The organism is Photobacterium sp. DNB23_23_1, from assembly GCF_052873815.1.
The window spans coordinates 162,276-177,878 of the sequence record NZ_JBNNXT010000003.1 but is presented as its reverse complement, the minus strand read 5'-3'; the positions used below and the strand labels follow the sequence as shown (position 1 = coordinate 177,878).

The 15,603-nt window shown below is 52.1% G+C and carries 14 protein-coding genes; 2 read left to right on the top strand and 12 right to left on the bottom strand.

Features of this window, described 5'->3' with window-relative positions:
* Window positions 1–3: 3 nt before the first annotated feature.
* The 7 genes from aroB to pilM all read right to left on the bottom strand — a co-directional run bounded on the left by aroB (window position 4) and on the right by pilM (window position 6,261).
* Entirely contained in the window at window positions 4–1,083 is a 1,080-nt protein-coding gene (gene aroB, locus ACVA53_RS03740) for a 3-dehydroquinate synthase (protein ID WP_255040385.1), read from the bottom strand.
* Window positions 1,084–1,101: 18 nt separating this feature from the next.
* Window positions 1,102–1,620 (bottom strand): shikimate kinase AroK, encoded by a 519-nt coding sequence (gene aroK / locus ACVA53_RS03735; protein ID WP_107349823.1) that lies wholly within the window; start codon window positions 1,618–1,620, stop codon window positions 1,102–1,104.
* A 211-nt stretch (window positions 1,621–1,831) separates the two neighbouring features.
* Window positions 1,832–3,559: a type IV pilus secretin PilQ gene (locus ACVA53_RS03730; RefSeq protein ID WP_255040383.1), complete on the bottom strand. Its 1,728-nt coding sequence runs from the start codon at window positions 3,557–3,559 to the stop codon at window positions 1,832–1,834.
* A gap of 23 nt (window positions 3,560–3,582) precedes the next feature.
* On the bottom strand, window positions 3,583–4,107 hold the full coding sequence (locus ACVA53_RS03725) for a pilus assembly protein PilP (RefSeq protein ID WP_255040382.1): 525 nt from the start codon (window positions 4,105–4,107) through the stop codon (window positions 3,583–3,585).
* Window positions 4,104–4,694 carry a type 4a pilus biogenesis protein PilO gene (locus ACVA53_RS03720; RefSeq protein WP_255040381.1) on the bottom strand — a complete coding sequence of 197 codons (591 nt, stop codon included), beginning with the start codon at window positions 4,692–4,694 and terminating at the stop codon, window positions 4,104–4,106. The genes ACVA53_RS03725 and ACVA53_RS03720 overlap by 4 nt, the downstream gene beginning before the upstream one ends.
* Window positions 4,691–5,266 (bottom strand): PilN domain-containing protein, encoded by a 576-nt coding sequence (locus ACVA53_RS03715; RefSeq protein ID WP_255040380.1) that lies wholly within the window; start codon window positions 5,264–5,266, stop codon window positions 4,691–4,693. The genes ACVA53_RS03720 and ACVA53_RS03715 overlap by 4 nt, the downstream gene beginning before the upstream one ends.
* On the bottom strand, window positions 5,263–6,261 hold the full coding sequence (gene pilM, locus ACVA53_RS03710; protein ID WP_255040379.1) for a type IV pilus biogenesis protein PilM: 999 nt from the start codon (window positions 6,259–6,261) through the stop codon (window positions 5,263–5,265). Before pilM ends, ACVA53_RS03715 begins: the two co-directional genes overlap by 4 nt.
* 148 nt (window positions 6,262–6,409) lie before the next feature.
* Here pilM and ACVA53_RS03705 point away from each other — a divergent pair, with 148 nt between their 5' ends.
* Window positions 6,410–8,938 (top strand): penicillin-binding protein 1A, encoded by a 2,529-nt coding sequence (locus ACVA53_RS03705; protein WP_255040378.1) that lies wholly within the window; start codon window positions 6,410–6,412, stop codon window positions 8,936–8,938.
* A 77-nt stretch (window positions 8,939–9,015) separates the two neighbouring features.
* On the opposite strand, the gene oxyR is transcribed toward ACVA53_RS03705, so the two are convergent.
* Window positions 9,016–9,915, bottom strand: coding sequence for a DNA-binding transcriptional regulator OxyR (oxyR, locus tag ACVA53_RS03700; protein WP_255040377.1), 900 nt, complete (start codon window positions 9,913–9,915; stop codon window positions 9,016–9,018).
* 289 nt (window positions 9,916–10,204) lie between these two features.
* On the opposite strand from oxyR, the gene ACVA53_RS03695 reads away from it, so the two are divergent.
* The gene (locus ACVA53_RS03695; protein ID WP_255040376.1) at window positions 10,205–10,471 is read left to right on the top strand and encodes a DUF3624 domain-containing protein; all 267 of its coding nucleotides are present in this window, start codon (window positions 10,205–10,207) and stop codon (window positions 10,469–10,471) included.
* A gap of 71 nt (window positions 10,472–10,542) precedes the next feature.
* Here the strand turns inward: ACVA53_RS03695 and argH are convergent, their stop codons facing one another.
* The 4 genes from argH to argC all read right to left on the bottom strand — a co-directional run bounded on the left by argH (window position 10,543) and on the right by argC (window position 15,599).
* Complete coding sequence (gene argH / locus ACVA53_RS03690) at window positions 10,543–12,420, bottom strand: argininosuccinate lyase (RefSeq protein ID WP_255040375.1); 1,878 nt, start codon at window positions 12,418–12,420, stop codon at window positions 10,543–10,545.
* A gap of 59 nt (window positions 12,421–12,479) precedes the next feature.
* Window positions 12,480–13,688 (bottom strand): argininosuccinate synthase, encoded by a 1,209-nt coding sequence (locus tag ACVA53_RS03685; RefSeq protein ID WP_255040373.1) that lies wholly within the window; start codon window positions 13,686–13,688, stop codon window positions 12,480–12,482.
* Window positions 13,689–13,782: 94 nt separating this feature from the next.
* Entirely contained in the window at window positions 13,783–14,568 is a 786-nt protein-coding gene (argB, locus tag ACVA53_RS03680; RefSeq protein WP_255040372.1) for an acetylglutamate kinase, read from the bottom strand.
* 17 nt (window positions 14,569–14,585) lie between these two features.
* Window positions 14,586–15,599, bottom strand: a complete 1,014-nt coding sequence (argC, locus tag ACVA53_RS03675) for an N-acetyl-gamma-glutamyl-phosphate reductase (protein ID WP_255040371.1) — start codon at window positions 15,597–15,599, stop codon at window positions 14,586–14,588.
* Between the last annotated feature and the right edge of the window lie 4 nt (window positions 15,600–15,603).

Below are 15,603 nucleotides of genomic sequence, written 5' to 3'. Positions count from 1 at the left end.
GGATCAGGCTTGTACCGCTTGGCGCAGTACATCTTCCGGTACACCAGCCACAACGTCAGCACTACCAATACCGGTTGGCAGGATCAAACGTAGTTGACCTGACAACACCTTCTTGTCACGCATCATGTGCTTGATATAGGCATCAAAGCCCATGCCTTCCGGACCGCGTACTGGCAGGTTGGCCTTTTCCAGCAAGCGAATAATGCGATCAACATCTGCCGGACTGATAAGCCCCTGCAATTGAGCAGCACGAGCAGCTTGGACCGTACCGGCTGCAACGGCTTCGCCGTGCAACCAGTTACCGTAGCCCATTTCAGCTTCGATAGCATGACCAAACGTGTGACCAAGGTTGAGCAAAGCACGAACCCCTGACTCTTTTTCGTCAGCAGCCACCACATCGGCCTTGATCTGACAACAACGACCAATCGCATAGTTCAGCACGTCATTGTCCAGAGCCTGAAGCTTGTCGATGTTCTGCTCGAGCCAGGCAAAGAAATCACCATCGGCGATAATGCCGTACTTGATCACCTCGGCCATACCGGCAGCAAACTCACGCTCTGGCAGTGTTTTCAGGCAATGGTTGTCAATCACCACCGCTTTTGGCTGGTAAAACGCCCCAACCATATTTTTACCCAATGGATGGTTCACCGCAGTCTTGCCGCCCACCGACGAGTCGACCTGTGCCAGCAACGTGGTCGGGACTTGGATAAAGTCCACCCCGCGCTGGAAACAAGCCGCTGCAAAACCAACAACATCGCCAATCACACCACCGCCCAGAGCAACCAGAACCACATCGCGGCCATAGTTGCCTTCAAGCAGGAAGGACATGATTTGGTTGAAGGTATCAAGGGTCTTGTATTGCTCGCCGTCAGGCAATGACAGTAAGGCGACCTCGCTTGGCAGCGAGCGGATAGTCCCGATGATCTGCTTTGCATACAGCGGGGCTACCGTTTCATTACTGACCACAACAACACGTCGGCCTGCCGGGATGACAGGTGAGAATAGCGCCGGGTTATCAAATAACTCGGCGCCGATTGATATTGGGTAACTTCTGTCACCAAGATTGACGTTGATCCGTTCCATGGTCAGCTCTCTTTTCGGTTATCGCTCTTCTAGCATTTTAATGATTTGGTTTGCCACTACCTTGGCGCTCTGATCATCAGTGCGAACCACATAGTCAGCGACTTCTTCGTACAATGGATTACGCTCGCCTGCAAGTGATTCCAACACTTCACGAGGCGTATCTGTTTGCAGTAGAGGGCGCTTTTTATCGCGCTGAGTACGTGCCAGCTGTTTCTCAATCGTCGTTTCAAGGTATACGACAATGCCACGAGCAGAAAGACGGTTACGGCTTTCTTTGCTCATTACTGAGCCACCACCCGTAGCCAGAACAATACCCTGCTCTTGGGTCAGATCGTCAATCACGTTTTCTTCACGAATACGGAAACCATCTTCGCCTTCAACATCGAATACCCAGCTAATATCAGCACCGGTACGCTCTTCAATTACAGTATCTGAATCAAAGAACTCCATATGCAGCTGCTGTGCAAGGTGTCTACCGATAGTACTTTTGCCGGCACCCATTGGGCCGACCAGGAAAATATTTCGTTTTTCAGCCATTTTTAGCAATATTTACGCGCGGTTAATAAAACGACACCGCCCGCAGGCTTCGATAAATCAAGCCCGAGGCGCCAACTTCCTCACATTTAATTCGTGATAAGATCGAAAATTATCTCAGGACAAGGCCGCTGTTGGCAATAGCTAGGTGGGGATTTATTCATTTATGGCGCAATGCTGGGACTATTTTTGTCTCTACATTGCGCCAAGTAGCTCACTGATAGACAATTTTTGGCGTTACAAAAATCAGTAGTTCCTTCTTCTGCAACTCTTCGAGTTTATGGCGGAACAAAGCCCCCAGTACCGGAAGGTCGCCCAATAGCGGTACTTTACGCACAGCATTATTGATTGCATGCTGGTAAATACCGCCCAATACCACCGTCTCGCCGTTTGCCACCAGCACCTGGGTGCCAATACGTTGGGTATCTATCGCCACCGCTTCACCGGTGCCGGTTTGCACCACTTCGCCTTTTTTATCCTGGGTCACCACCAAATCCAACACCAAATTGCCGTCCGAGGTAATTTGCGGAGTCACCATCAAGCTCAAGACCGCTTTTTTGAAGCTCACGGTAACAGCACCGCTGGACGATGCCTCGAGATACGGGATCTCGGTGCCCTGCTCGATATACGCGGTCTTTTTATTGGTGGTCATCAATCTCGGGCTGGAGATAATTTCGGCTTTCTGTTCCGATTGCAGTGCCGACAGCTCCAAATCCAACAAGATATCACCGACCTTGGCCACCTGAAACGCAATGCTCGACGCGCCAGCCTGGGTTGCCGCCAAATTGACGTTGAGGAAGTTCTCCACCGCATTAGATTCGTCAATATTCAGCAGCCCAGCCGAGCCGAGGTTACCTTCTATCGATCCCCCCACGGTCGAACTGCCATTGGTATTGAGGATCCCCCAACGCACCCCCAACTCATCCACATCCCCTTCATTGACGGTGACAATCCGTGCTTCAATTTCAACTTGTTGGACAGCCACATCCAGCGCGGCGATGATATCGCGAATATTAGCCAAGCTACCTGGTATATCATTGACAATCAATGAATTAGTCCGCTCATCGATATGCAGGGAGCCACGCACGGAAAGCATGCTGATCCCGTCCTCAGTTCCCAGCAAAAGCTCTCCTAGCTCAAGGGCATTGGCATAGTTTATCTTGAATATTTCCGACCGCAGGGAAGCCAACTCTTCGGCTTTTCGCTTAGATTCCATCACTTGCTGCTCACTGCGCGCTAGCTCCTCTTTCGGTGCAACCAGCAGTACCGATCCTTGCTCACGTTTATCCAGCCCCTTGGCCCGAAGGATAATATCCAATACCTGCTCCCAAGGCACATTATCCAGCCGCAGAGTGAGGTTACCTTGGACCGAGTCCGATACCACCAGATTGAAATCGTTATATTCAGCAACCAACTGCAGCACATTACGCACCGGCACGTCCTGGAAGTTAATCGATATCGGCTTGCTGTTATAAGCAATAGCTGGGTTCACCACGGAATCACCAGTGAGAAGCTGTGTCGGTTGGACAGTGACCAACAGCACAGCTCCTTTCGCCGTATAGTCATACGTGTAGTCGCCCTCGACCGACAGAACCAAGCGAGCCCCACTTTCACTCTGGAAGGTCTCAACCGCTAGCACCGGGGTCGAAAAGTCGTTAACGTCGAGCACATATACCAGCTCTTGCGGCAGTTCAACCTGGGGGATCTCAAGTACCAATTGATCATCAAGCCGCCGAGCACCAACCTCTACTGTCCCGCTAGCCAGCACCACTTCCAGCACGCCCGCCCCCTGCTCACCACGGGAAAAATCAATACGGCTTACTTGCGGCAAAGGCTCAGCGGCGACCACTGAGCTATGTAACAGCACGAACCATACTATGCCCGCCCCCCTCAACGCCTGCCCGCACATCAATCGCAGGACTTGCAACAGATTCCTTGTCATTCATTCCATCTCTATTCTGGTACTTATTGCGACGCCAACTTCAGTGCCGCGGGTATTTTTAACCAGCACCCGTCACCGTCCGGCATGATTTGTTCGATGGCCACTTCATTAGCCGTGACCTCTAGCACCCGGCCATGGTTATGGCCGATATAACTTCCCTCGCGAACCTGGACCAAACTACCCTGAGGGGTATAAATCAAGGCCCACTCCTTGCTCGCACCACCGATGACCCCACGCATACTAAGCTGATCCAGTGAATAGCTTTCCAAGGGGGAAGAACGTTTCCGCTCGGCCGGTTGCCAGCACACTTTGCCCTCCTTGCGTACCTGCACGTCCAGATCTGGTTTGGGAAGCTGGAACGGAACCCGATCGCGGCTCATAACAAACGCTTCGGCCCTGAACAATTCCTGCTTATCCAACGGCTCAACCTGTGCCACCGCATGTTGGTGGGTCTGGTTGATGAACTGCTCGACAGAATCATCATTGGCCTGGCACCCAGTTAGCCCCAACCCGAACACCAGCCAAGCCAAGATTTTGATATTCATCATCCCCCCTCCATGGGTGGCGTTTTAAAACGAAACGTTGTTGCTGAGACCTTGAGTCGCAACTCAGACTGCCCTGGTTCGCTTCTGCGTAAATCAATATCTTTCAGCAAAACTATCCGCGGCATATGCGCGATATCGGCAGCAAAGCGGCCAATGTCTTCATACTGTCCAACCACATTGATATGGATAGGCAATTCAAAATACAGCGGATGTTCTACTCGGGTCGCCCATTCAATCCGCTCGAACAATAAGCCATTGCGCACCCCACCATCATTCACACTGGCCAGCAAGCTAGAGAGTTCTTCCTCTTCAGGGAGCTGCTTCACCACCTGCTGGTAGCGATCCTGCAAAATGCCGACCTGAGCCCTCACCTTCGGCAACGCCGCTACCTGATTAGCCCTACGGGACAGGTGCATCCTCAGCTCCAGCTCTTGTAATTTGAGCCTCTCGAGTGCATCCACTTTTGGGGATACCCAATACCAAGAACCCGCGAGTGCAATGATTCCCGCCAGTACAATAACCACGACCGTTTGGGCAGCAAACGGCCAGTCAGCCATTTCATCGAATTCCAGCTCTCGCCAATCTATCATTGCCCTCCTCCTTCATTACGGTGGGCCTGCTGAACTGGGTTGATCACAAATGAAGCTTTGAATCGGATTAGCGTGGTCTCTTCCTTGGCACGCACGATAGAGTGCATAGTGATCCCCTCTATCCAGGCGGATTGCTCGGCATTGGCCAACAAAATGGCCAAATGTCCATTTGATTCTCCTTTACCACTGAGCTTGACGTTGTTCCCGGTCAACGATATGTCGTCCAGATAGACCCCTTGTGGCACCAGGCCGGGCAACAAACTTAGCAATTGGGTAATATGGTTACGGCCTTGTTGGATATCAGTGATAACAGATAAACGCTTGAGCAGGGCTTCTCGCTGAGCATCCATTTCTGGCAACAGGGCCAACTTTTCCTCAAGCATTGTCACTTCTTGGCTGATCCGGGCATTGCGCCCCGATTGGATACCCTGCTGCCAATCCAGCAGCCAACCAACAAGGCCGATCAGTACGACAACCATGGCTGCAGCGCCAGCTAGCATAAAACCAAAACGTTGCCGATAGCGCTTACGCCCCTCTTCCCGCCACGGCAGTAAATTGACCTTGGCTATCATGCGCTTGCCCCTCGAATAGCCAAACCCGCTGCAACCGCATACTGCCCGTAAACCTCCTCTTCCCAATCAATGTCTAGCTTGGCGGAACGCTGGAAGCCGGACAGTGGGTGGATCTTACGAACCGATAACGAAAGCATCCGCGCCAACATTTCTTCAAGGATCAAGTTTTGCCCATCTCCAGACAACCAAACCCCCTCCAAAGCAGAGCGTGGGTAGGTCGTACGATAAAGCTGGATCTGCCGTTTTAAATTATCAGCCAGTAGCTTGGTGAACTGTTCAGCCCGGGCAGTGCTATCCCCGCTGCCAGAAAATGTATTGTCGATCTGCTCCATCGCTTCGCCACCGAATGACACTTCACGCCGATAAACAGTACCGGCAGGCGCTTTGATCCCGATGGCCGTTATGGTGTGGCCAATGTCAACAATCCCCCAGTCCCCCTCGATACCTTGTTGCTCGGCGAGATATTGCTCAAGCCATACCAGAACATGGGTCTGTAGTTCCATCACTGTCGGCTCCAACCGAGCCTGACGCATTACTGCCACCCGGCTATCAACCGTTTCTTTACGGGTGGCGTAAACCTGTACTGGGTGGGTTTGTGATTGCTCGCCGAATGTCTCCCTCGTCATCGGGGAAAAATCCAGCCGTAGCTCTTCAACAGGAAAGGGAGATGAAGCACTGATAGCCTGCTCGACGGCAAATAACGATTCATCTTCAGTTAGGTGGCTATCAAGTTGGACAACCTTGCTGATCACAGCACTGTCAGGCAGCGCCAATACCGCCTGCCTCGCACCATAAGGCAGGGCTTTTTTTAATTTACGCATTGCTGACAACAAAGCAGGAGCATTTACGCTATGCTGCTTATTCAAAACAGGGGCTGGTAATACAACTTCGGCAAAAGCGACTAGCTCGAGCCCTGACTTCTTCTGTCGTAAGACCACGGCTTTAATGCTGTGATGACCAATATCAACCCCAATTGTTAGTGGGTTACGAAACATACCGTGCTATGCTCCCTTTAGACAGAAAAGCAAATTACTTATTTAAAACAAACACCAGCTTTTTAGCGTTAATTTTCCTTAAGTTACCTTTATACTACTCGCGGAAACCGAAGAAACGCATGAATACTGGTGTAACGGGAAATCTCAAGTGAAGTTCATAAAGCGATTACTAACTTTTGCATTGATTTGCATTATTCTTGGAGTCACTACAATTTTTGGCTTTTACCTCTACGTAAAGCCAGAGTTACCTGATGTCGCCACCCTGAAAAATGTTGAATTACAGACACCTATGCAGGTGTTCAGTGCAGACGGAAAGTTGATTTCCCAATTCGGCGAGCAGCGCAGAATCCCGCTCACGCTGGATGAGATCCCACCGCAAATGATCAATGCGATTCTCGCGACAGAGGACAGCCGCTACTACGATCATCCGGGCATTGACCCAATTGGTATTGCCCGTGCCGCATTTGTTGTTGCTACATCCGGTTCGGCCAAACAAGGGGCGAGTACCATCACTCAGCAGCTTGCGCGTAACTTTTTCCTCTCTAACGAGAAAAAGATCATGCGTAAGGTGAAAGAGATCTTCATCGCGATCCACATCGAGCAGTTGCTCAGTAAAGATGAAATCCTTGAGCTGTACCTAAACAAGATCTACCTAGGCTATCGCTCCTACGGGGTGGGTGCCGCCGCACAAGTGTATTACGGTAAGGAGGTCAGTGAGCTGACTCTGAGTGAAATCGCGGTGATCGCCGGCTTGCCTAAAGCCCCATCGACCATGAACCCTATCTACTCGGTCAGTCGAGCAACATCTCGTCGTAATGTCGTTCTGGGTCGAATGCTGGCTGAAAACCACATTACCCAAGCTGAGTTTGACCAAGCACGCGCCGAAGCTGTAGTTGCTCGCTATCACACCGCTGAAATTGAGCTCAGCGCTCCGTATTTTGCCGAGCAGGCCCGTGCCTGGATGATCAGCCGCTACGGTGAAGATGCCTACACTTCGGGTATGCGTGTCTTTACTACGGTCGATCCAAAACTACAGAATGCGGCCCAGCAGGCAGCCATTGATAACCTGCTAGGCTATGACCAGCGCCACGGTTTCCGTGGTGCTGTTGCGACCTTGTGGAAGCCGGAGCAAGCCGCATGGTCAAGCGATGAAATCAATGAGCATCTTGCCAAGCAACCGACTTACGGTCAGCTTCAACCCGCTGTCATTATCCAGGTCGAAGGAAAAACAGCTTCGGTACAAGCCAAAGGCGGCAGCCAGCACACCTTGGAGTGGGATGGCATGAAGTGGGCGCGCAGGTTCATCACCGATAACCGCCAGGGGCCCGCGCCGAAAACGGCCAGCGATATTATGGCGGCTGGCCAGCAGATCTGGATTCAGCAACGTGGAGACAATTGGGTACTGAGTCAGGTGCCGGATGCCAATACTGCGTTCGTGGCTGTCTCGCCGCAAGACGGTGCAGTTAAAGCCATGGTCGGCGGTTTCAACTTCGTCCACAGCAAGTTCAACCGTGCCACCCAGTCAGTCCGCCAGGTCGGTTCGGCGATCAAGCCATTTATCTATTCGGCAGCTTTGGATAACGGTATGACGCTGGCCAGCCTGGTCAACGACGCACCAATCAACCGCTGGGATCAAAGTATGGGCACATCATGGCGCCCGAAGAATTCACCACCCACTTACAATGGCCCTACCCGCCTACGGATTGGTTTGGCTCAGTCCAAGAACGTCATGGCTGTCCGCGTGCTGCAAAATGTTGGTCTCGATGAAACCATCGACTTCCTGACCCGTTTCGGCTTCAAGAAGAAAGATCTTCCACGTGCTGAACCATTGGCGCTGGGTGCCGGTAGCTTAACCCCACTGGAGGTAGCGCAAGGTTTTGCGGTATTTACCAATGGTGGTTACTACGTCGACCCATACTTTATTGAGCGCGTAGAAGATCCATATGGCAATGTAGTTTTCCAAGCCAACCCTAGCGTCGTCTGCAGCATCGAGTGCCAGCAAGAGCAAGGAATGGCTGGACAATCAAACACAACCAACCCGATCCTCAATGATATCGCGATCAGCGAAGAGGTACTGGGTGATGATCAGCAGCCCCAAGGCCCTCACTATGCCCAGCAGGTGATCTCCGAGCAGAATGCCTTCCTGGTACGTGAAATGCTGGAAAGCAATGTCTGGGGTGGCGGTGACTGGCGCCATGGTACAGGCTGGAACGGCACGGGCTGGCGTGGCCAGGTGCTCAAGCGCCGAGATATCGGTGGCAAGACCGGTACCACCAATGACTCGAAAGATGCTTGGTACTCCGGTTTCGGTCCGGGCATCGTCGCAACCGCATGGGTTGGTTTCGATGACCACAGCCGTAACCTCGGCCGTACATCGTGGAACAACAATCAGGACAAGAACCAAATCTCCGGAGCTGAAGCTGGTGCCAAGACAGCCCAACCGGCCTGGATCGAGTTTATGAAGAATGCCTTGGATGGCGTTCCGGTCCAACGTAAGCAATTGCCGGAAAATATTATTCAAGTTCGTATCGACCGCGATAGCGGTAAGCTCAGCAACCAGAATGATTACACATCGATGTTCGAATATTTTGAGGAAGGTACCGAGCCGACCGAGGCGGCCAGCGAATCAGCTTCCGAAGGCATTTTCGAATCTGATAGCTCTGACGAGCTGTTCTAACCCTCGTTAGCCAAACCTAAATCCTAATAAAAAAAGAGCGCCTCGGCGCTCTTTTTTTATATCTCCACCAGAGACGACTAAGCAGGCAACTGCTCTTCTAAGTGACATTGAATCAATTCAGCCAGTTTCTCGTAACGTCCCTTCAGTGGCGAACCGGGACGGTACGCCAGAGTGATCAACCGGCTTGGTACCGGCTCTTCTGCCGAGATATAACAAACGCCATCCCGGCGCTGATCCTTTGGTGTGGCTAATTTCGGCATCAAGGTGATACCGCTACCTGCAGCAACCATATTACGCAGGGTTTCCAGACTAGTGGCCTTAAAGCTTCCGTCCTCCTGCGCCCCAGCCGCAAAACAGAACCCCATAGCCTGATCACGCAAACAATGTCCATCGCCCAGCATCAATAGCGTATGGCCATGCAGCTCTGCCATTGGCAGTGATTGGCGATCTGACCAAGGATGATCTTCCGGCACCGCCAATACCATCGGCTCATGGTACAGCGGCAATTCAATAAACGGCTCGCTCTCTTTGACAGCCGCCAGAATAATACAGTCAAGCTTACCGTCTTCCAATTGCTGTACCAATTGATGGGTTTGCGCTTCATGGAGAAACAGCTCTAGCTCAGGAAAGTTCGCCTTTATCTTGGGAATAATATGCGGCAATAGATAAGGTCCGACGGTCGGGATAAAGCCAATATGCAAAGGACCGGACATGCTTCCCCCCTGCTCACTGGCAAGCTCTGTCAGCACCTTGACTTCGAGTAGCACTTTCTGTGCCTGTGCCACCAGCGCCAAACCGGCATCGGTGAACAACACTTTACGGCTGGTTCGCTCCAGCAATGCCACACCCAACTCTTCTTCCAGCTTACGGATCTGACCGCTCAGGGTCGGCTGACTGACAAAACAGGTTTCTGCCGCCTTGCGGAAATGCTTGTGCTCCGACAGCGCCACCAAATATTCAAGATCCCGAATATTCATCACTCACCATATTGATAGGAAATAACTATCAAAACCATAACACCAAACGATTAGAGCTATCAATATCAAAGTAGCACAATCGTCACACCAACAGGAAGCAATAACGATCACGCTCCAGTTGACTGGAAAAAATTAACGAATAACCACTCCCTTGCACTACCGAACAGCCCTCCTCGTGAGGGCTTTTTTTACTTTCCCCTTAACCAAAATACGTAATTACCTGTTTCCCGATAGGACCAGGCAAGAGTAGACTATCGAGAATGGAAAGGGACCAACGGATAATACCAAAATGAGATGCCAAGCCTGCACAAACGCTGTTTTCTGGCAAAAGCTGGGACGCTGCCAGCGCTGTACTTACCAGCTATCAATATTGAGCCCGCTGGGCTGGATCGTTTGGGCCATTTTCTATCGCCATCAACCGACAACCCTCGAGGCTATCACCCTTTTTGTTGCAGCCACCTGTATGACATTACTACTGCTTGCCCATGGCATTCGCGCCTGGCAACTCAGAGGCCAAGTAACCCACCCAGGCGACACTCCCAAACAAAATCCATAAAAAAGCCCGACATAAAGCCGGGCAAATAGACGAAGATAACTCACTTATTGGGGCTCAAAGCCTCAAGAGGCCTAAGCCACATTTACTGTCGGGATAGCCTGCTCTCGATCCATCCGCACTTCCAGCGCCACCTCATCACAGGCATGCTGGCGCGGGCAACGGTCACAGTCTTTCATTACCTTTTCAGGCAGCAAGGACTTCGATGTCGGCACAAAGCCCTGTTTCATGAAGAACTCCGGCACCCTGGTCAGTACAAATACTTTCTTAATTGCCATCTGGCTCGCTTTTTCGATCAGGTGATCAACGATAGCCTTACCTTGCCCCTGATGCTGCCAACCCGCTTCAACCCCAAGGGAGCGAATTTCAGCCAGGCCGGAATCATAAACATAAAGGGATGCACAACCAGTAACCGTACCGTGATGCTCGGCAACCGCGAACGAGCCGATATCCCGTACCAATTCATTACGCATCCGAGGTAAGTTCTCACCAAGGCCGGCCCAGTACACCACCATACCCTCGATGGCATCGAGATCGGTCAAGCGAGCACCACGTACTTTCACACCCGGTGAGTAACGCTTCTCAAGACGCTTCTCGACTTGCCCAATGGCAAAATCAACCTGATTCGGTGCCACGCCACCCAAGGCACAGCGTTTTTCGAGGCAGGATTCAATGGTGAGGATCGGATAGACATCGTCATCTATTACCTCGGAGAATGCTTTCATCTCGTCCAGAGACAACTCCTCGAGGGCACAACCTTTGGCGATAGCCGCCACCACCGCGACACCGACGATGTGGTGAGCCTCACGGAACGGGATCCCTTTAGCCACCAGATAATCAGCCAATTCGGTCGCATTCGAATAGCCCTGCATGGCCGCTTCCAGTGTTCTGTCCTTGTTGACCTTAATGCCTTCAAAGCACAAGGCCGCCATCTCCATGCACTCGTACCAGCTGTCCAGCGCATCGAACAAGCCTTCCTTATCTTCCTGCATGTCCTTGTTGTAGGCCAGCGGCAGTGCCTTAACCGTCATCATCATACCGGTCATCGCACCGTAGACCCGGCCGCACTTACCACGGATCAGCTCCAGAGCATCCGGATTTTTCTTCTGCGGCATCAAGGACGATCCCGAAGTCACAGTATCCGCCAGTTCGATAAAGTTGGACTCGCCGGAATTATAGAAGATCAAATCTTCTGCCATCCGGGAGAGGTGCAGCATGGAAATCGATGCGGTAGATAGCAGCTCCATCACATGATCCCGATCTGATACCGAATCGAGACTGTTACGCGTCGCGCGCTGGAAGCCCAGGCTATGGGCCAGCACTTCACGGTCAATCGGATAGGCCGTACCGGCCAGAGCACCAGATCCCAACGGGCAGGTGTCCAACCGATCTAACGCATCAGACAAACGCGAGTGATCACGCTCGAACATCTCAACATAGGCCAAACACCAATGAGCAAAAGTGACCGGCTGCGCACGCTGCAAGTGAGTATAGCCCGGCAAGACCGTCGCTTGATGCTTTCGGGCCACGGTCACCAGCTGGCTCTGCAGTTGATCCAACATCAGCAATAACTGCTGGCCTTGCTGGCGGCACCACAGCTTGAGATCCGTTGCCACCTGATCGTTACGCGAGCGACCGGTGTGGAGCTTCTTGCCCAGATCACCGACTTTGCCAATCAGCTGCTGCTCAACCCAGCTATGGATATCCTCGGCATCAGAACGCAAAATCTGCTCCGGATCTTCCATCACTGCCAGCTTCAGCTCATTGAGCGCCAGCTCCAGCCGCTGCTGCTCTTCATCCGACAGCACATTGACTTGGCGCAGCGCCTTCGACCAGGCGATCGAGCCGACAATGTCCTGCTCCGCCAAACGGTAATCAAAACGCAATGAGTCGTTGAACTGCTTAAACCGTGTGTCAGCCGCCTGACTGAACCGTCCGCCCCATAGTGCCATGGCCTATCTCCTATGTATCTTGCTCGACTTGCTGGTGATTTATAATGTCGTGTTCTGGATTATTTTTTTTGTTCATTCAGCGCACGGATACGGCTTGCCAGCGAGTACAGGCGGATAAAGCCACCCGCATGGCTGTGATCGTATACCTCATCCTCGCCAAAGGTTGCAAACTCTTCGGAATACAGGCTGTTGACAGAGCGCTTCTGTACTACCGTAGCTTGGCCTTTATACAGTTTCACGACAACCTCACCGCTCACATCTTGTGACAGCTCTTCCGCTGCCGCCAACAAAGACTTGCACAGCGGGGTAAACCAACGGCCATCGTAGATCAGGTGCGACGCTTTCAGGCCGACACTTTCACGGAATTCAAACGCATCTTTATCCAGTACCAGTTGTTCAACGGCGCGCAGAGCTTCATTCATGATGGTCCCCCCCGGCGTTTCGTAACAGCCACGAGACTTGATCCCGACCAGACGGTTCTCGACGATATCAATACGTCCTACACCATGCTCAGCACCTTTCTCATTGAGGTAAACCAAAGCATTGTAGGGTGACATTGCTTCACCATCGACTGCGATGATTTCACCTTTCTCAACCAGAATTGAAACCTGCTCAGGTTTTTCCGGCGCATCTTCAGGATCCTTAGTCCAAACCCAGCACAGCTCGTTCGGCTGATTCCAGGTCTCTTCCAGCACACCACCCTCGGTGGAGATATGCCACGCATTGGCATCACGCGAGTAGATTTTTTCCAACGAAGCCGAGCACGGGATATTACGCTCTGCCAAGTAATCCAGTAAAGCCTCACGGCTACGCAGATCCCACTCACGCCATGGCGCAATCACTTCCAACTGTGGCGCCAATGCCGCATAGGCACTTTCGAAACGCACCTGATCGTTACCTTTACCAGTACAGCCATGGCATAGCGCATCAGCCCCGACTTCCAACGCACATTCAACCTGCGCTTTGGCAATAATAGGGCGAGCCATTGACGTACCCAGCAGGTATTTACCTTCGTAAATCGCCCCAGTCTTCAAGCTTGGGTAGATATAGTCCTTGACCATTTCTTCTTTCAGATCGGCGATGTAGCAAGCGGAGGCACCTGAGGCCAGCGCCTTTTCTTCGATGCCTTCCAGCTCTTCCTCACCCTGACCGACATCGGCCACGAATGCCACCACGTCACAGTCATAGTTTTCCTTGAGCCAAGGAATAATCGCCGAGGTGTCCAGACCGCCGGAATAAGCCAATACTACTTTATTTATTTTGCTCATAATTCTCTCCTGATTGCCTGTTCGACGGTCTTCCCGCTCAGGCGATTTATCAATCCGTGTGTACTACATCTTATGTATTCAATAACCGCAGGCATTACGCCTGAGGTGAAAATTTGGTTCCGATACTCTGACCGTCAAACAGTGCAGCCAACTTATCGGGATAGCGCCAAGTCGCGACTTCGATTGAACGCCCCAGAGCATTCGCCGCTTCAAAAGCAGCGCGGACTTTAACCACCATGCCATCGGTGATCACCGCCTGGGTGATCAACGCTTCAGCTTCAGGCTCGGTCAGCTCGCTGATCAGGTGCCCCTTACCGTCCAATACCCCACTGACGTCCGACAGCAACACCAACTCACCATCGAGCGCCGCAGCCACGGCGACAGCGGCTTGATCAGCATTAACATTCATTAGCTGGCCCTGGCTATCAAGGCCAATTGAGCTAACAATCGGCAAGAAACCAGCCTGCATAATCAGATTGATCAGGCTACTGTCACCCGGCTGTGCTTTGCCCACAGCCCCAAGTTCAGGGTCCAACTCAGTCACGTTACATAGCCCGCCGTCAGCAAGGCTGAGGCCTACGGCTGCAACGCCCGCTTTTTTCGCCTGCCCCTGCAGCAACTTATTGGCTGTCCCCGCCAGCGCACCGGCGATATAGGGGATTTGTTCAGTAGGGGTCACCCGCAGCCCTTCTTTCTTCACCGTTTCCAGTTGGAGCTTGACCATCAAGTCATCAACCAGGTAACCACCACCATGGACCAGAACCAAAGGGCGCTGCGCCTGCTGCTGGTAAGCATTGATGGCACCAAACAATTTTTCTAGGGTTTCACCGCAAGACAGTACTGCACCGCCTAGCTTTATCACCAAAGGAACCTGATTCATCGCGACTCTCCTAACCTTTATACCAACGCTGTAAGCTGAGGGAAACCATTTCGAATATTTATGCACTGCATCGCTTGCGATGACGCCCCTTTGAGCAGGTTGTCAATCGCAGACGTTAAAATAATGTGTCCACCCTGTACCTGCCAACCGATATCACAGAAGCAAGTGTTAACGACACTCTGTAATTTAGCCGCTTGCTGGCCCAGTAAGCGCACGGCATGCTTGTCGCCTTTCTCGCTATAAGCCGCAACCATTGCTGCCTCGACCTGCTCAGCCGTTACACCATCAGCCAGTTTGGCCGTAATAGTGGCCAAAATACCGCGTTTAAAGTTGCCAAGGTGCGGGGTAAAAATCACCTCCTGACCAAGGTGAGTGGCGATCTCAGGCTGGTGACGGTGGGTGAAGATGCCGTAAGCCTGCAAGCTGACTTCACAGTAACTGTTGGTCATTGATGCCTTACGACCTGCACCTGACACACCACTGACTGCATTAATGACTGGCCATTGCTGCGTATCCAATAACTGATTTTCTAGCAACGGTTTCAACGCCAATTGTGAAGCCGTCGGATAACAGCCCGGTACAGCAATGAGCTGGGCGGTAGCGATAGCATCATGGTTCCACTCAGCAAGGCCATAAACCGCTTGCTCTAGCCAAGCCGGGAACTGATGTTCGAAGCCATAATACTGGGTATAGAACGTATCCCCCTGGACCCGAAACGCACCCGATAAATCAAACACCTGGCAGCCAGCATCCAAAAATGTCGGGGCTAAGTCATGGCTCACTTCATGGGCCGTTGCCAGTAACACAATATCCCCAGCTTTCGCGACTTCAGCTGGTGCCACCAAAGGCTGCAACGGTAAATCAACAATGCCCTTGAGCTGGCCATGCAGAGCACTGATAGGCTTGTTAGCATCTAGGCTGTTGGCTGAGACATACAAACCAGCCAAGTTGAGGTGTGGATGCAGATGTACCATTTTGGCCAGCTCTGCGCCGGTGTAGCCGCTGGCACCGATAATATGGGCGTTCAACATAGTA